The sequence below is a fragment of the Streptomyces sp. NPDC021212 genome, assembly GCF_044332925.1.
In the GTDB taxonomy this organism is placed as follows: domain Bacteria; phylum Actinomycetota; class Actinomycetes; order Streptomycetales; family Streptomycetaceae; genus Streptomyces.
Genome location: NZ_JBIRPZ010000004.1, coordinates 399,955 through 416,314 on the forward strand (window position 1 = coordinate 399,955; position 16,360 = coordinate 416,314).

The following is a 16,360-nucleotide window of genomic DNA, read 5'->3' on the forward strand; positions in this document are numbered from 1 at the left end:
CATACTCGGGGGGTGACGTATGACGCGGTGATCCTGGCCGGGGGCGCCGCCCGGCGGCTCGGCGGCGTGGACAAGCCCGCGCTGCGCGTGGGCGGGCGGGCCCTGCTGGACCGGGTGCTGGGGGCGTGCCGGGATGCCGGGCGGACCGTCGTCGTCGGGCCGCGCCGGCCCACCGTACGGCCCGTGCGGTGGGCGCGGGAGGAGCCGCCCGGGGGCGGGCCGGTCGCGGCCGTCGACGCGGGCGTGCGGGGGACCACAGCCCCCGTCGTCCTCCTGCTCTCCGCCGACCTGCCGTTCCTCACCGGGGAGACCGTGCGGTCCCTGCTCGCCGGGCTCGGGCAGGCCGACGGCGCCGTGCTCATCGATCCGGACGGGCGCGAGCAGCCCCTCGTCGCCGCCTACCGCGCCGAACCGCTGCGGCGTGAGATCGCCCTGCTCGCCGCCGAGCACGGCGGCCTCGGCGGGCTGCCGCTGCGGCTGCTCACCACCGAGCTGAACCTCCGCCACATTTCGCACGCCACCGCGTCCTTCGACTGCGACACCTGGGAGGACATCACGACAGCCCGTGCGCGGATCAGGGAGCATGGGCGGGTGCTGGAAGAATGGATTGCCGCAGTCAAAGCGGAACTCGGAATCGATCTCGATGTCGACACCGCCGCCCTCCTCGACCTGGCCCGGGACGCCGCGCACGGGGTCGCCCGGCCGGCCGCGCCGCTGACCACGTTCCTCGTCGGCTATGCCGCCGCGCAGCAGGGCGGCGGACCCGAGGCCCTGGCAGCCGCCAGCCGCAAGGCGGCGGCGCTGGCGGCGCGTTGGGCTGACGAGGAATGACGCGGCGGGACCCCCGCCCCGGGGACGCCGACAAGCTCGACCGCCAGGTCGACGAGGCCCTGGCGCTGGCCAACGAGAGGGCCTCCGCGCATCGGGCCTCGCCCCCGCCGGACGTGCCCGACCCCGAGCTGGGCTGGCCCCCGCCGAGCGTGGCGCGCACGATCCGCCACGGCGCCCCCGGGCCCGAGGCGCCCCCCACGGCGTCCCGCCGGTCCCCCGGGGACGAGCCCGACGAGGCGCTCGGCTGGCCACCGCCGAGCATCAGGCCCGGGCCACCGGACGCAGGGGTGCCGTACCCGGGAGGGGGCGGGGGTGCGGGGGCGGGGATCCTGGACACTGACGTGGATGTGTGGAGCCGTGGGGTTCCGGACGGCTCCGCGCCCGGCCGCGCACCCGGTGCGCGACCCGCATCCGACAAGGAGCCCGCGCCCGACAACGAGCGCGCGTCCGGCACCAAGCCCGCACCCGGCACCGATCCCGCGCCCGACGACACCGCACCACCTGAGGTCCCCCTGACTTCCTGGCCCGACGCCCATCGCATCGCCGCCCGCGCCCCCGCCAGGGCCGTCGCCAAGGCGGCGCCCGTCCTGCGGGCGCTGGACGACGCGCTCGGGCACGTCCTCGCCGAACCCCTCACCGCGCTGACCGACCTGCCGCCGTTCGACACGTCCGCCATGGACGGCTGGGCCCTCGCCGGGCCCGGCCCGTGGCGGCTCACGGCGGGCCGGGCGGGGCGCGGGATCCTGGCGGGGACCGGCGCGGTCGACCCGCTGTCCGACGGGCACGCCGTGCGGATCGCCACCGGCGCCCGGATCCCGCCCGGCGCCACCGCCGTGCTGCGTACGGAGCACGGCACGGAAACCGGCGACGGCCGGCTGTCCGCGGCGAAGGCCCCGCGGCCGGTCGGCTTCGGGCAGGACATCCGCCCCCGCGGCCAGGAGTGCCGCAGCGGCGATCGGCTGCTGCCCGCGGGCACGCGGATCACGCCCGCCGTACTGGGGCTCGCGGCCGCCGCCGGGTACGACGAGGTGGCGACCGTACGCAGGCCACGGGTGGAGGTGCTGGTCCTCGGGGACGAGCTGCTGCACCGGGGGCTGCCCCGCGAGGGCGGGATCCGGGACGCGCTGGGGCCCATGCTGGGGCCGTGGCTGCGGGCGCTGGGCGCGGAGGTGTCGGGCACCCGTCGGGTGGCCGACGAGGCGGACGCGCTGTTCGCGGCGATCGACGGCTCGACGGCGGACCTGGTGGTGACGACGGGCGGCACGGCGGCGGGCCCGGTGGACCATGTGCACCCCACGCTGCACCGGCTGGGGGCCGAGCTGCTGGTGGACGGGGTGGAGGTGCGGCCGGGCCACCCGATGCTGCTGGCCCGTCTCGGGCCCGAACGGCATCTGGTCGGCCTGCCGGGCAATCCGCTGGCCGCCGTATCGGGGCTGCTGACGCTCGCGGAGCCGCTGTTGCGGACGCTGACCGGCCGCCCCGCGCCCGAGCGCCGCCCGGCCCCGCTGGCCGAGGCGGTGAGCGGACATCCGCACGACACCCGGCTGGTGCCGGTGGCGTTCCGGTACGACGAGGCGCGGCCGCTGCGCTTCAGCGGCCCGGCGATGCTGCGCGGCGTCGCCGTCGCGGACGGTCTCGCGGTGATCCCGCCGGGCGGGGCCGGGCGCGGCGCGGAGGTCGAGGTGCTGGAACTGCCCTGGTCGACCGGCACCGGCGAAGCCGGCGGGAGCAGGAGCCAGGAGGACGACGACGATGGCATACCCACCCAGGAGGGCCCCGCGTGAAGCTGCCCAGTCATGACGCGGCGGCCCGCACGCCACCGGAGGACACCGGCCACCGCGTCCAGCTGCCGCGCTACCCGGACGGCCCGCTGCGCCAGGTGGGCCGCCGGCTGCTGCTGGCGCTGCTCGTCCTGGTGGCGACGGTTCTGATCGTCTACGCGGACCGGGCCGGCTACCACGACAACGCCGACGACAGCGTCGACTTCCTCGACTCCGTCTACTACTCCACGGTGACGCTGTCGACGACCGGCTACGGCGACATCGTCCCGCACAGCGACAGCGCCCGGCTCACCAACATCCTGCTGGTCACCCCGCTGCGCGTGCTGTTCCTGATCATCCTGGTCGGCACCACCCTCGAGGTCCTCGCCGAGCGCACCCGCGAGCAATACCGCCTGAACCGCTGGAGGTCCGCCTTGCGCGATCACACCGTCGTCGTCGGCTTCGGCACCAAGGGCCGGTCGGCCGTCCAGACGCTCTGCGCGGGCGGGCTGCCCAAGGGCCGGGTGGTGGTGGTCGATCCGAACCACAAGGTGATCGAGTCCGCCACCTCGGAGGGGTTCGCGGGCGTGGTGGGCGACGCGACCCGCAGCGATGTGCTGTTGCGGGCGGAGGCGCAGCGGGCCCGCCAGTTCGTGATCGCGACCCAGCGGGACGATACGGCGGTGCTGGTCACGCTGACCGCGCGGCAGCTCAACAAGAGCGCGAACATCGTGGCGGCGGTGCGCGAGGAGGAGAACGCCCCGCTGCTGCGCCAGTCGGGCGCGGACGCGGTGATCACGAGCGCGAGCGCGGCGGGACGGCTGCTGGGGCTGAGCGTGCAGTCGCCGACCGCGGGGGCGGTGATCGAGGACCTGATCCAGCAGGGCAGCGGCCTGGACCTGGTGGAGCGCACGGTGGTGAAGTCCGAGGTGGGCAGGTCGGTGCGGGACACGGACGACCTCGTGGTGTCCGTACGGCGCGGGCATCGCCTGCTGGCGTACGACGACCCCGACGCGAGCCCGTTGCAGGCCGCCGACCGGCTGATCACCATCGTTCGCGCGCCGCTGGCCCAGGAGTAGCCTCGCGGCCATGCATGCGATCACCATTCCTGAACCCGGCGGTCCCGACGCACTCCAGTGGACGGAGGTTCCCGATCCCGCGCCCGGCGAGGGGGAGGTCCTGGTCGAGGTCGTGGCCAGTGGCGTCAACCGCGCCGATCTGATGCAGCGCCAGGGCCACTATCCGCCGCCGCCCGGCGCCCCCGCATACCCCGGCCTGGAGTGCTCGGGCCGGATCGTGGAGCTGGGCCCCGGCGTCAGCGGCTGGTCGGTGGGCGACGAGGTGTGCGCGCTGCTGGCGGGCGGCGGGTACGCCGGGAAGGTGGCGGTCCCGGCGGGGCAGCTGCTGCCGGTGCCGGAGGGCGTCGACCTGGTCACCGCAGCCGCGCTTCCCGAAGTGACCGCGACCGTATGGTCGAACGTCTTCATGATCTCCCATCTCCGGCCCGGCGAGACGCTGTTGGCGCACGGCGGGTCGAGCGGCATCGGCACCATGGCCATCCAGCTCGCGAAGGCGGCCGGGGCGCGCGTGGCGGTCACCGCCGGGTCGGCGGAGAAGCTGGCGGCCTGCCGGGAGCTGGGGGCCGATGTGCTGATCAACTACCGCGAGCAGGACTTCGTCGAGGAGGTCCGCGCGGCCACCGACGGCGCCGGGGCGGACGTCATCCTGGACATCGTCGGGGCGAAGTACCTGGCCAAGAACGTGGACGCGCTGGCCTTCAACGGACGGCTGGCGATCATCGGTCTCCAGGGCGGGGCGAAGGCCGAGCTGAACCTGGTCAAGCTGCTGGGCAAGAGCGGCGCGGTGACGGCCGCCGGGCTGCGGGGCCGCTCTCTCGCCGAGAAGGCGGCCATCGTCGCGGCCGTACGGGAGCACGTCTGGCCGCTGATCGGCGGCGGCCGGGTCCGCGCGATCGTGGAGCGTACGCTTCCGATGCGGGAGGCCGCGGAGGCGCACCGGCTGCTGGAGTCCAGCGGGCACGTGGGCAAGGTGCTGCTGACGGTCTGAGCGCGGACCGGATCCGGGCGCGGCCCGCTTCGGACGGCCGAGATGGCCTGATCGGCCGCGCCCGGAATGCCCGGTCTGCACCTCTGTGCGACGCTCGTCCGTGAGGCGACGGCCCGGCACGGGAGGGCGACGACCGTGAACCCCGCATTCCGCACCCTGCCCGCGATGGCCCTGCCCGCGATGGCCCTGCTGGCGGGCGCCGCGCTGCTCGCCGCCCCGCAGGCGGTGGCGCGCGACGACGACGGCGAGCTGGCGGGGACCCACGCCGGGGAGGGTCGGGCCCACCCCGGCCGGAGCGCGGCGCCCACCCCCTCCCCGGACCCCTCACCCACCCCGGCAGACCCGACCGACCCGACCGACCCGGCCGACCAGGGCGGGCGGCCGAGCGGACGGGACCAGGCGGACCCGCGCTTGTCGCTGGTGCCGGACTGGACACCGTCCTCGTTTCGGCTCCCGCACGAGCGGGAGTCGCGCGGGGCGCGGGAGGCGCCCCAGGATGATCGTCCGTACGCCACCGAGCGGACCGCCGCGTCGCCCGGGGAGCGGGCGACGCGGGTGCTGCCGTTCGGCACCGGGCTGGCGCTGAGCGGGCTGGGGCTCGGGCTGGCCTTCCTCGGCCTGCGGCTCCGGCGCCGCTGAGGACGCGGACGGTCCGGTTCCCCTGGGCCCGGGGGGACCCACGGCCTCCCCCGGAGGTGGCGGTGCGGAACAATGGGGGTATGAACCAGCCGATGAACGAACGATCGCAGGAGAGCCCGCACGTCCTGGTCGTCGGCCCGGACGGCATGGCACTCGGCGGTGGCACTCCTGGCGATGGCAGTGGTGACGACGAGTCGCGCGAGGTTCCCGTGACGGACATGGTCGAGCAGCCCGCGAAGGTCATGCGGATCGGGAGCATGATCAAGCAGCTGCTGGAGGAGGTCCGGGCCGCACCTCTCGACGAGGCGAGTCGCGCGCGTCTCAAGGAGATCCACGCCAGTTCGGTCAAGGAGCTGGAGGACGGTCTCGCCCCCGAGCTGATCGGGGAGCTGGAGCGGCTGTCGCTGCCCTTTACGGAGGAGTCCGTCCCGACCGAGGCGGAACTGCGCATCGCCCAGGCGCAGTTGGTCGGCTGGCTCGAGGGGCTGTTCCACGGCATCCAGACGACGCTGTTCGCCCAGCAGATGGCCGCCCGTGCGCAGCTGGAGCAGATGCGCAGGGCGCTGCCCCCGGGTGTCGGCGGGGCTGAGGAAGGCCAGGGGATGGGGCCTGAGCACGGCGGCGCCCGCTCGGGCCCGTACCTGTAGCGGGGGAGCGCCGAAGAAACGGCGGGCCGCCCCGGGGCCGGAGAGTCCCGGGGCGGCCCGCCGTTCGCGCGGGAGCCGAGGGGCCCGGGCGAAGTGGCGGCGAAGTGGCCCACGCGCACGCCCCGTCATTGGCCCCTGACAGTGGTCCGGTGGCTTCCTACGCTCGACCGCATGCGCATCTTCATCGCCGGGTCCACCGGCGCCGTCGGCCGTCTCCTCGTCCCCCTGCTCGTGGCGGCCGGGCACCGGGTCACCGGGACCGCCCGCACCGCCGGGGGCGCCGAGCGGCTGCGCGCCCAAGGTGCCTCGGCCGTACCGCTCGACGTCTTCGACGCCGCGAGCGTGGAACGGGCGGTCGCGGACGCCGCCCCGGACGCGGTGATCCACCAGCTGACCGCCCTCGCGGGCGGCAGCCGCGCCGAGAACGGGCGCATCCGTCGGGAGGGCACCCGGCACCTCGTGGACGCGGCGCTGCGCGCCGGGGTCCGGCGCATCGTCGCCCAGTCCATCGCGTGGGCCTACGCACCGGGCGTGGCCCCGGCCGTCGAGTCCACCCCGCTGGATCTGGAGGCCCCGCCGCCGCGCGCCGCCATGGTGGGCGGCGCGCGGGCGCTGGAGGAGGCGGTGGCCGGGATCGAGGCGCATGTGGTGCTGCGCTACGGGACGTTCTACGGCCCGGGTACCTGGTACGCGCCCGGCGGGGCGCTGGACGCCGTACTGCGCGGCGCGCCCCTGGACGGGCCCGGCGCGCGGCCGGGGGCGGCGATGGTGGGTCAGGTGGTGCCGAACGACGCGATCAGCTCGTTCGTCCATGTCGCGGACGCCGCCCGGGCCGCGGTCGCCGCGCTGGACTGGCCGAGCGGCGCGGTGAACGTGGTGGACGACGAACCGGCGCCCGCTCGCGACTGGCTGCCCGCGCTCGCCGCCGCCCTCGGCGCCCCGGCCCCGGCGCCCGCCGCCCCCGGCCGGGAGGGCTGGGAGCGCGGCGCCGACAACGCCCTGGCCCGCCGCCTGGGCTGGCGCCCCCGCCACCCGACCTGGCGTACGGGATTCACGGAGGGCCGATGAGGCGGGGCCGCCTCAGCCCGGATTGCCGGTGGAGACCGTCAGCTCGATGGTGTCCGTGTCCGGGTTGTACGGCTCGTAGTTGCGGTACGTGTAGTTGAGGACCGTGCCCTTGCCCCACAGGTTCTCGTCCTGGGGCGTGACGCGGTACTTCCAGCCGGCGGCCCGGATGCACTTCTTCACCGAGTCGACGTAGAGGTTCTGGAAGTCGGGCACGCTGTAGGTGCCCTTCTCGTCGCTGTTCTCGTACGCGTCCGTGCACTTGGCCGGGTCGATCGTCTTCGTCTTGTCGCCCATGCGGAAGCCCGCAGCGGCCGTCGACTTGGGTGCGGAGGTCTTCTTGCCGCCGTCGCCCTTGCTCTCGTCCTTCTTGTCGCCGTCATTGGGTCCGTTGAGCGCGAGGACCAGGATGACGCCGATGACCGCGATCGCGGCCACCACGGCGGAGCCTATGATCACGCGCTTGTTGCTGCCCGGAGACCCCGGGGACGGGGACGGCGCCGGGCTGGGCGCGATGTTGTACGGCGGCGGGGTGCTCGGGCCGTGGCCGGCCTGGTACGGGGACGGCGGGGTGCCGTACTGCTGCTGGCCCACCGGCTGGGTGGGCGGCGGCGGGGTGGACGGGCCGAAGGCGCCGTACTGCCCCGATCCGGGCTGCGGCTGGTACGGCGTCCGGACGCTGCCCGCGCCGTGGCCGGGGGTCTGGTCGACGGGCGGGAAGACCGCCGCGCCGACGCCGGAACCGCTGGAGGCGGGCGGGCCGCCGGTGATGATGATCGGGGCGGCGCCGGTCTGGCCGGTGCGGGAGATGCGGGCGCACTCGTCGCGCATGGCCTCGGCGGTCGGGAAGCGCTCGTTCGGGTTCTTCTTCAGAACGCGAGCGACCAGCGCGTCCACCGCGGGCGGGACGGACTGGTTGATCGAGGAGGGCGCGACCGGCTCCTCCTGGACGTGCGCGTACGCGATGGCGAGCGGTGAGTCCGCGTCGAAGGGGAGCCGCCCGGTCAGCAGCTCGAAGAGCATGATGCCCACCGAGTAGAGGTCGCTGCGGGCGTCCACGCCGCGGCCCAGCGCCTGCTCGGGCGAGAGGTACTGCGGGGTGCCGACGACCATGCCGGTCTGGGTCATGGAGGTGACCCCGGACTGCATGGCGCGGGCGATGCCGAAGTCCATGACTTTGACCACATTACGCTTGGTCATCATCACGTTACCGGGCTTGATGTCGCGGTGAACCAGCCCCATTTCGTGACTGATCTCCAGCGCCGCCAGAACATCACCGGTGATTTTCAGCGCCTTTTCGGCAGGCATCGCGCCGTATTGCCGTACGTCGGCGTCGAGGACGGAACGCAGCGGCTGCCCTTCGACGTACTCCATGACGATGTACGGCATGAGCGCGCCGTCGATCGAATCCTCGCCGGTGTCGAAGACCGAGACGATATTGGTGTGCGTGAGCTTTGCCACGGCCTGGGCCTCGCGGCGGAAGCGCTCGCGGAAGGACTGCTCGCGGCCCAGCTCCGTGTGCAGCGTCTTGATCGCCACCTGGCGGTCCAGCACGGAGTCGTAGGCGAGGTGCACGGACGCCATGCCGCCTTCGCCGAGCAGGTCCCGCAATTGGTAACGGCCGCCGGCCAGGGAGGTGCCCTGGTAACGGCCCGGTGCGCCGTGCTGGCTCATCTCTTGCTTCCCCCTCGGCGCACTCACCGTTCAACCCGCACGTTTCGACGCCATGATCTTCGTGTTCCGGATATCGTGGCCAAGTCTGCCCCAGGCCACGGACACGTCAAGCCACGTGCCCGTTCCGTGACCGGATGCTCAAGAACCCGTCACGCGATTTGCAACACTTCACCGTCAACAGGTTCGATGGCCGGTCCATCACGAACCGATGCGCGGCGCGAAGGCTGTAGCGTGCCTAGCAGGAACCGTACCGCCCGCGGGCGGGGCGATCTCGACCAGACCCCCACCTAGACCGAGACGGCGAGGACCGATGGCACAGACCCAGAGCGCGCAGGGGCCCTCCGAACCTGACGCTACCGGGTCCGGAATGTCCGATGTGCCCGAGGCGTGGGGTAATGGTGGGCTGGTCGGCGATGGCCGCTACCGTCTCACCGGTCGCCTGGGCCGAGGCGGCATGGCGGAGGTCTTCGCCGCCGAGGACATCCGGCTCGGCAGAACGGTCGCGGTGAAGCTGCTCCGCGCCGACCTGGCCGAGGACCCGGTGTCCAAGGCCCGCTTCACCCGTGAGGCACAGTCCGTCGCGGGGCTGAACCACCACGCGGTCGTCGCGGTGTACGACTCCGGTGAGGATGTCATCGGGTCGAACACCGTGCCCTACATCGTGATGGAGCTGGTCGAGGGCCACACCATCCGCGACCTGCTGCTGAACGCCGAGGCGCCGCCGCCGGACCAGGCGCTGATCATCGTCTCCGGGGTGCTGGAGGCGCTCGCCTACAGCCATCAGCACGGCATCGTGCACCGTGACATCAAGCCCGCGAACGTGATCATCACCAACACCGGCGCGGTCAAGGTGATGGACTTCGGCATCGCCCGCGCCCTGCACGGCGCGCAGTCCACCATGACCCAGACCGGCATGGTCATGGGCACCCCGCAGTACCTCTCGCCCGAGCAGGCGCTCGGAAAGGCCGTGGACCACCGTTCCGACCTGTACGCGACCGGGTGTCTGCTGTACGAACTGCTCGCGCTGCGCCCGCCGTTCACCGGTGAGACTCCTCTTTCGGTCGTTTATCAGCACGTCCAGGACAATCCGGTGCCACCGTCCGAAATTTCGGGCGGCACGGTTCCGCCGGAGCTGGACGGCCTGGTGATGCGCTCGCTCGCGAAGGACCCGGACGACCGGTTCCAGAGCGCCGAGGAGATGCGCGGACTGGTCCAGTACGCGCTCCAGATGCTCCAGGAGGCGGGCGGCCACACCGGCGTCTGGAACACCGGCCCGGTCACCCAGCACCTCGGCGGCTCCACGGGGGCGATGGGCATGGCGGGGACGACCGCGATGCCGCATCCGGGGCACAGCGAGACCTCCCAGCAGCCGCTGGTCGGGTCCGGCCTGGGCGACGGCGGGGGCGGCTACGACGGGGGCTCCGGCCGGGGCCGCCGGGGCGGCCGCGGCAAGATGTGGCTGATCGCGGCGCTCGCCGTGATCGCCGTGGCGGTCGGGGTCGCGTTCGCGCTCGACCTCGGCGGCAATGGCGACAAGGGCAAGCAGCCGAACAAGAACCCGTCGGCGACCGCGGAGAAGGAGACCAAGAAGCCGAGCAAGGAGCCCACGGAGGAGACGACGGCGCCGCCGACGTCCGACGACTCCACCGGCGGTACGGGCGACTACACCCCGTCCCAGGACCCGACCGGCCCCTCGTACACCGGTCAGCCCTCCGGCCCCGGGGTGTCGGACGAGCCGACCAGCGGCCCGACCGACGTCCCGTCGAACACCCAGACCACGCCGGATGACGGCAGCACCCCGACCACCCCGCCCGACGGCGGCGGCCAGACGACGCCGCCCGACGAGGGTGGCAGCGGCGAGCCGACCGGCGGTGGTCTCCCGACCGGCGAGAACGTCGGCTGACCCGGTCCCGTACCGCCGACTGCCCCGGCCCCGCGCGAGCGGTGCCGGGGCAGTCTCGCGACGGCGTGCCTCAGCCGCAGAAGGCGTCGCGGACCGCCTCGTACTCCCGCGTCCACCACACCACCAGCGCGGCCGCGGCCGGGAACTGCGGATCGGCGCGGTGGTCGCCGCGCTGGTAGTGCCAGCTCAGCATCCAGAAGTCGTTGAGCCGCTCCCACCACACCCGGTGCACGGCCGCGGCCATCTCGGCGGCCCCGCAGCCCGCCATGCGGTGGTAGGCCCGCGCGTAGGACCGGACCTTGGTCAGCTCCAGGGTGCCGCCGGGGCGTACGAAGAAGATCGCGGCGGCGCGTACGGCCTCCTCGGCGCGCGGCTGGACGCCCAGCCGGTCCCAGTCGACGATCGCGGCGGGTTCCGTGTCGCGGTAGAGCAGGTTCAGCGGGTGGAAGTCGCCGTGCACCCAGCCGGTGGCCGGGATCGCGTCCGCCTCCGGCCGCCGGTGGGCGTGCCGCTCCAGCAGCGCGCGGCGCTCGGTCAGGCGGTGCTCGGCGAGTTCGTCGAAGGTGTCGCGCGGCCGGTGCCCGCGGACCAGCGCCAGCAGCTCGTCGATGACGGCGAAGGTGTCCTCGGGGTCGGCCGCCGGCTCCGGTGGCTCGCGGTCGCTGGTTCCGGCCCGCATGACCTGCTCCAGACAGGCATGGGCGAACCCCAGCAGCCCGCCCAGCCGCCAGCACTGGGGCATGGTCAGCGCGGCGCCGTCGCGGTGCCGCCCGTCGATCCAGGGGTGGAGGGCGTAGCAGCGGCCGCCGATGACCGCGACCGTGCGGCCGTGGGCGTCCGGTACCGGCGGGGCGACCGGCAGGCCGAGGGCGCCCAGCCGCTGGGTGGCCCGGTGCTGGCGGGCGATGGCGGTGCGGTCGCCGTCGAGGTGGTGCTTGAGGAAGAACCGGCCGCGGGTGGTGGCGAGCCGGTAGCCGCGGTTGAGCAGGCCCTCGGTGACGGGGTCGCAGGACACCGGTTCACCGGCCCGGTCGTAGCGGCGGAGCAGGGCGCTCAGGGTTTCCCCGTCGGGAGCGGCCTCGGCGAGGTGTACAGGTGAGCGCGGCACCTGCCAGATGTTAGATCACCCGGCGTCACGGACCGTGCGTGAGTTGACGCGGCCGGACGAATGGTGCTTGGGGGGACGCGCTAGTTCTTCTGGGCCTGCATCCGGGCCACGAAGGCGGCGGCCTGCGAGCGGCGCTCCATGCCGAGCTTGGAGAGCAGGCTGGAGACATAGTTCTTGATCGTCTTCTCGGCGAGGTGCAGCCGCTCGCCGATCACCCGGTTGGTCAGTCCCTCCCCGATCAGCAGCAGGATCCGGCGCTCCTGCTCGGTGAGGGAGGACAGCCGGTCGTCGGGCTTGGTGCCGCCGCCGCGCAGCCGCTCCAGCACCCGGGCGGTGGCCACCGGGTCGAGCAGCGAGCGGCCCGCGGCCACGTCCCGGACGGCGGCGAGCAGTTCGCTGCCGCGGATGTCCTTGAGCACATAGCCGGACGCGCCCGCCATGATCGCGTCGAACAGGGCCTCGTCGTCGGCGAAGGAGGTGAGCATCATGCAGCGGATGGCCGCGTCGCGCGAGCGGATCTCCCGGCAGACCTCCACGCCGCTGCGGTCGGGCAGCCGGATGTCGAGCACGGCGACGTCGGGGCGGGTCGCGAGGATCCGGGCGAGGGCGTCGGCCGCGGTGCCCGCCTCGCCGACCACCTCCATGTCGGGCTCGCTCGCCAGCAGCTCGCGCACGCCACGTCGTACGACTTCATGGTCGTCGAGTAGGAAAATACTGATTTTTCCTTCTTCGCGCACGGCTCCAGTCTCACATACGGAGTCTTCCCGTGCCTTTGTCCAGCGGGATACCGTGCGCTTGTCCGGCGGCTCGCCGAGGCTGTGACCAGTGGAAGTTCACCCAAGCGCGCGATTTACTTGGAAATCCAAGCAAAATTGCAGGTCAGGTGGGGTTTCGCAGAGATGCGGACCACTGGGTAACGTGCCTTGTGCGGGGCCGACCGCCGGGAACCTGTCACGCCCGGACGGACGTTTCGTCGCACCCACCCCGTGCGTCGTCGTCGGACGGGCGAGCCGCAACTGGCCGCCGGCGGATCCCGGAGGCCGGACAGACGGAGGAGCACACGTGACCGTGGAGAGCACTGCCGCGCGCAAGCCGCGCCGCAGCGGAGCCAAGCGCAGCACCAGCGCGCGGAGCACGAAGAAGCAGTCGGCGGAACCGGAACTCGTACAGCTACTGACCCCGGAGGGCGAGCGCGTCGAGCACCCCGACTACGCGATCGACCTGACCCCCGACGAGCTGCGCGGCCTGTACCGGGACATGGTGCTGACGCGGCGCTTCGACGCCGAGGCCACCACCCTCCAGCGCCAGGGCGAACTGGGCCTGTGGGCCTCCCTGCTCGGCCAGGAGGCCGCCCAGATCGGCTCCGGCCGGGCGCTGCACGACGACGACTACGTCTTCCCGACCTACCGCGAGCACGGCGTCGCCTGGTGCCGCGGGGTCGACCCGACCAATCTGCTGGGGATGTTCCGCGGGGTGAACCACGGCGGCTGGGATCCCAACAGCAACAACTTCCACCTCTACACCATCGTCATCGGCTCGCAGACGCTGCACGCCACCGGCTACGCGATGGGTGTGGCCAAGGACGGCGCGGACTCCGCCGTGCTGGCCTATTTCGGCGACGGCGCCTCCAGCCAGGGCGACGTGGCCGAGTCGTTCACCTACTCCGCCGTCTACAACGCCCCGGTCGTCTTCTTCTGCCAGAACAACCAGTGGGCCATCTCCGAGCCCACCGAGAAGCAGACCCGGGTGCCGCTCTACCAGCGCGCCCAGGGCTACGGCTTCCCCGGCGTCCGAGTGGACGGCAACGACGTGCTCGCCTGTCTCGCCGTCACCAAGGCGGCCCTGGAGCGGGCCCGCACCGGCCAGGGGCCGACGCTCGTCGAGGCGTTCACCTACCGCATGGGCGCCCACACCACCTCCGACGACCCGACGCGCTACCGCTCGTCCGAGGAGCGCGAGCTGTGGGAGACGAAGGACCCGATCCTGCGGCTGCGCACCCTGCTCACCAATGAGAAGCTCGCGGACGAGGCGTTCTTCGACGGTCTGGAGGAGGAGGCCGACGCGCTCGCCAAGCGGGTGCGGGAGGCGGTCCGGTCGATGCCCGACCCCGACGACATGGCGATGTTCGAGCACACCTACGCCGACGGCCACGCGCTCGTGGACGAGGAGCGGGCGCAGTTCGCCGCGTACCAGGCTTCGTTCGTCACCGCCGAGGAGGGCATCTGACATGGCCGCCGAGAAGATGTCGCTCTCCAAGGCGATCAACGCCTCCCTGCGGACGGCGCTCGAGAGCGACCCCAAGGTCCTGATCATGGGGGAGGACGTCGGCAAGCTCGGCGGCGTCTTCCGCGTCACCGACGGGCTCCAGAAGGACTTCGGCGAGGACCGGGTCATCGACACCCCGCTGGCCGAGTCCGGCATCGTCGGCACCGCGATCGGGCTCGCGCTGCGCGGCTACCGCCCGGTGGTGGAGATCCAGTTCGACGGTTTCGTCTTCCCCGCGTACGACCAGATCGTCACGCAGCTCGCCAAGATGCACGCGCGGTCGCTCGGCAAGGTCAAGATGCCGGTCGTCATCCGCATCCCGTACGGCGGCGGCATCGGCGCGGTCGAGCACCACAGCGAGTCCCCCGAGGCGCTGTTCGCGCACGTCGCCGGGTTGAAGGTGATCTCGCCCTCGAACGCCTCCGACGCCTACTGGATGCTCCAGCAGGCCATCGGCAGCGACGACCCGGTGATCTACTTCGAGCCCAAGCGCCGCTACCACGACAAGTCCGAGGTCGACGTCTCGGCGATCCCCGGCCCCCTGCACGCCGCCCGGGTGGCGCGGCCCGGCACCGACCTCACCCTCGCGGCCTACGGCCCCATGGTGAAGGTCGCGCTGGACGCGGCCGCGGCCGCCGCCGAGGAGGGCACGTCGCTGGAGGTGGTGGATCTGCGGTCGATGTCGCCGATCGACTTCGACACGATCCAGCAGTCGGTCGAGCGGACCGGCAGGCTGGTCGTGGTGCATGAGGCACCGGTCTTCCTGGGGACCGGGTCGGAGATCGCCGCGCGCATCACCGAGCGGTGTTTCTACCACCTCCAGGCCCCGGTGCTGCGGGTCGGCGGCTACCACGCCCCGTACCCGCCCTCGCGGCTGGAGGACGAGTACCTGCCCGACCTGGACCGGGTGCTCGACGCCGTAGACCGTGCGTTGGCGTACTGAAGGGCTTGAGGAGATCGTGACGATGACCGCAGTCGAGCAGCGCTTCCGTGAGTTCAAGATGCCCGACGTGGGCGAGGGACTGACCGAGGCCGAGATCCTCAAGTGGCTGGTGGCACCGGGCGACACCGTGACCGACGGTCAGGTGGTCTGCGAGGTCGAAACGGCCAAGGCCGCGGTGGAACTGCCCATTCCGTTCGACGGGGTGGTGCACGAGCTGCACTTCGGCGAGGGCACCACGGTGGACGTGGGCACGGCGATCATCTCGGTGGACACCGATCCGGGCGCCGGAGCCGCGCCCGAGGCCGCCGCCGCGCCGGAACCCGCCGCCGAGGCCCCCGCGCAGGAGGAGGCCGAGCCGGAGGGGCGCCAGGCCAACCTGGTCGGATACGGCGCCGCGCCCTCCTCCACCAAGCGTCGCCCGCGCAAGGGCCGGCCGGGCCGGCAGCGCCCGGCGGCCGAGGCCGCCCCGGCGCCCGCGCAGCCCGCCCCCGCCGCGCCGGCGCGCCCGGAGCCCGGCCCCGAGCTGAACGGCCACACCGGGACCGCCCGTCCGCTGGCCAAGCCCCCGGTCCGCAAGCTCGCCAAGGACCTGGGCATCGACCTGGCGACGATCACCCCGACCGGCCCGGGGGGGATCATCACCCGCGAGGACGTCCACGCGGCCGTGGAAGCCCCCGCGGCGGCCCCGGAGCCCGTCGCCCCCGCCGCGGGCGCCCGGGAGCGCCGGGCGCCCGTCAAGGGCGTGCGGAAGGCCACCGCGCAGGCGATGGTGGACAGCGCGTTCACCGCCCCGCACGTGACGGAGTTCATCACCGTCGACGTCACCCGCACCATGAAGCTGGTCGCCGACCTCAAGCAGGACCCGGAGCTGGCCGGGCTGCGGGTGAACCCGCTGCTCCTGGTCGCCAAGGCGCTGCTGGTGGCCATCAAGCGCAACCCGGACGTCAACGCCTCCTGGGACGAGGAACATCAGGAGATCGTCTACAAGGACTACGTGAACCTGGGCATCGCCGCCGCCACCCCGCGCGGTCTGATCGTCCCGAACATCAAGGACGCGCACGACAAGACGCTGCCCGAGCTGGCCGCCGCCCTCGGCGACCTGGTGTCCACCGCCCGCGAGGGGAAGACCAGCCCGGCGGCGATGACCGGCGGCACCGTGACCATCACCAACGTCGGCGTCTTCGGCATCGACACCGGCACCCCGATCCTCAACCCCGGGGAGTCGGCGATCCTCGCCTTCGGCGCGGTCAAGCTCCAGCCGTGGGTCCACAAGGGCGAGGTCAAGCCGCGCCAGGTGACGACCCTCGCGCTCTCCTTCGACCACCGGCTGGTCGACGGCGAGCTGGGATCCAAGGTGCTCGCGGACGTCGCGGCCATTCTGGAACGCCCCAAGCGCCTGATCACCTGGGGGTAGGGGCCCTGGATCCCCCGTCCGCATGGCGGACGGGGGATACGCAG

Annotated in this window: 14 protein-coding genes; 11 read left to right on the forward strand and 3 right to left on the reverse strand. The window is 73.1% G+C overall.

Annotated elements, in window-relative coordinates; all coding sequences use genetic code 11:
- The first annotated feature begins 12 nt into the window (after positions 1 to 12).
- The 7 genes from ACH4SI_RS13295 to ACH4SI_RS13325 all read left to right on the forward strand — a co-directional run bounded on the left by ACH4SI_RS13295 (position 13) and on the right by ACH4SI_RS13325 (position 7,012).
- A complete protein-coding gene (locus tag ACH4SI_RS13295; protein ID WP_398295809.1) occupies positions 13 to 831 on the forward strand; it encodes an NTP transferase domain-containing protein in 819 nt (272 codons plus the stop codon).
- Positions 828 to 2,615: a molybdopterin-binding protein gene (locus tag ACH4SI_RS13300; protein ID WP_398295810.1), complete on the forward strand. Its 1,788-nt coding sequence runs from the start codon at positions 828 to 830 to the stop codon at positions 2,613 to 2,615. Before ACH4SI_RS13295 ends, ACH4SI_RS13300 begins: the two co-directional genes overlap by 4 nt.
- Entirely contained in the window at positions 2,612 to 3,670 is a 1,059-nt protein-coding gene (locus ACH4SI_RS13305) for a potassium channel family protein (protein ID WP_398295811.1), read from the forward strand. Before ACH4SI_RS13300 ends, ACH4SI_RS13305 begins: the two co-directional genes overlap by 4 nt.
- Positions 3,671 to 3,680: 10 nt before the next feature.
- Entirely contained in the window at positions 3,681 to 4,658 is a 978-nt protein-coding gene (locus ACH4SI_RS13310) for an NAD(P)H-quinone oxidoreductase (RefSeq protein WP_398295812.1), read from the forward strand.
- A gap of 135 nt (positions 4,659 to 4,793) precedes the next feature.
- Complete coding sequence (locus ACH4SI_RS13315) at positions 4,794 to 5,297, forward strand: hypothetical protein (RefSeq protein ID WP_398295813.1); 504 nt, start codon at positions 4,794 to 4,796, stop codon at positions 5,295 to 5,297.
- An 80-nt stretch (positions 5,298 to 5,377) separates the two neighbouring features.
- Complete coding sequence (locus ACH4SI_RS13320) at positions 5,378 to 5,944, forward strand: bacterial proteasome activator family protein (RefSeq protein ID WP_398295814.1); 567 nt, start codon at positions 5,378 to 5,380, stop codon at positions 5,942 to 5,944.
- Between the two features lie 171 nt (positions 5,945 to 6,115).
- Complete coding sequence (locus ACH4SI_RS13325) at positions 6,116 to 7,012, forward strand: NAD-dependent epimerase/dehydratase family protein (RefSeq protein WP_398295815.1); 897 nt, start codon at positions 6,116 to 6,118, stop codon at positions 7,010 to 7,012.
- 12 nt (positions 7,013 to 7,024) lie between these two features.
- On the opposite strand, the gene ACH4SI_RS13330 is transcribed toward ACH4SI_RS13325, so the two are convergent.
- A complete protein-coding gene (locus ACH4SI_RS13330) occupies positions 7,025 to 8,683 on the reverse strand; it encodes a protein kinase (protein ID WP_398295816.1) in 1,659 nt (552 codons plus the stop codon).
- A 310-nt stretch (positions 8,684 to 8,993) separates the two neighbouring features.
- Between ACH4SI_RS13330 and ACH4SI_RS13335 the strand changes: the two genes are divergently transcribed.
- Positions 8,994 to 10,586, forward strand: coding sequence for a protein kinase (locus ACH4SI_RS13335; RefSeq protein ID WP_398295817.1), 1,593 nt, complete (start codon positions 8,994 to 8,996; stop codon positions 10,584 to 10,586).
- Between the two features lie 70 nt (positions 10,587 to 10,656).
- Here ACH4SI_RS13335 and ACH4SI_RS13340 read toward each other — a convergent pair whose 3' ends face one another.
- Entirely contained in the window at positions 10,657 to 11,694 is a 1,038-nt protein-coding gene (locus ACH4SI_RS13340; protein WP_398295818.1) for a phosphotransferase, read from the reverse strand.
- A gap of 80 nt (positions 11,695 to 11,774) precedes the next feature.
- A complete protein-coding gene (locus ACH4SI_RS13345) occupies positions 11,775 to 12,431 on the reverse strand; it encodes a response regulator (protein WP_398295819.1) in 657 nt (218 codons plus the stop codon).
- Between the two features lie 325 nt (positions 12,432 to 12,756).
- Here ACH4SI_RS13345 and pdhA point away from each other — a divergent pair, with 325 nt between their 5' ends.
- The 3 genes from pdhA to ACH4SI_RS13360 are packed head-to-tail and all read left to right on the forward strand — an operon-like array spanning position 12,757 to position 16,316.
- A complete protein-coding gene (pdhA, locus tag ACH4SI_RS13350; protein WP_398295821.1) occupies positions 12,757 to 13,920 on the forward strand; it encodes a pyruvate dehydrogenase (acetyl-transferring) E1 component subunit alpha in 1,164 nt (387 codons plus the stop codon).
- Between the two features lies 1 nt (position 13,921).
- Positions 13,922 to 14,902, forward strand: coding sequence for an alpha-ketoacid dehydrogenase subunit beta (locus ACH4SI_RS13355; RefSeq protein WP_398295822.1), 981 nt, complete (start codon positions 13,922 to 13,924; stop codon positions 14,900 to 14,902).
- A gap of 22 nt (positions 14,903 to 14,924) precedes the next feature.
- Positions 14,925 to 16,316, forward strand: coding sequence for a dihydrolipoamide acetyltransferase family protein (locus ACH4SI_RS13360; protein ID WP_398296056.1), 1,392 nt, complete (start codon positions 14,925 to 14,927; stop codon positions 16,314 to 16,316).
- Positions 16,317 to 16,360 lie beyond the last annotated feature (44 nt).

Bases quoted from the DNA above. Each gene is read 5' to 3' on its own strand.
- ACH4SI_RS13300 (WP_398295810.1), top strand. From the start codon at position 828: ATGACGCGGCGGGACCCCCGCCCCGGGGACGCCGACAAGCTCGACCGC.
- ACH4SI_RS13310 (WP_398295812.1), top strand. From the start codon at position 3,681: ATGCATGCGATCACCATTCCTGAACCCGGCGGTCCCGACGCACTCCAG.
- ACH4SI_RS13320 (WP_398295814.1), top strand. From the start codon at position 5,378: ATGAACCAGCCGATGAACGAACGATCGCAGGAGAGCCCGCACGTCCTG.
- ACH4SI_RS13325 (WP_398295815.1), top strand. From the start codon at position 6,116: ATGCGCATCTTCATCGCCGGGTCCACCGGCGCCGTCGGCCGTCTCCTC.
- ACH4SI_RS13330 (WP_398295816.1), bottom strand. From the start codon at position 8,683: ATGAGCCAGCACGGCGCACCGGGCCGTTACCAGGGCACCTCCCTGGCC.
- ACH4SI_RS13335 (WP_398295817.1), top strand. From the start codon at position 8,994: ATGGCACAGACCCAGAGCGCGCAGGGGCCCTCCGAACCTGACGCTACC.
- ACH4SI_RS13355 (WP_398295822.1), top strand. From the start codon at position 13,922: ATGGCCGCCGAGAAGATGTCGCTCTCCAAGGCGATCAACGCCTCCCTG.
- ACH4SI_RS13360 (WP_398296056.1), top strand. From the start codon at position 14,925: ATGACCGCAGTCGAGCAGCGCTTCCGTGAGTTCAAGATGCCCGACGTG.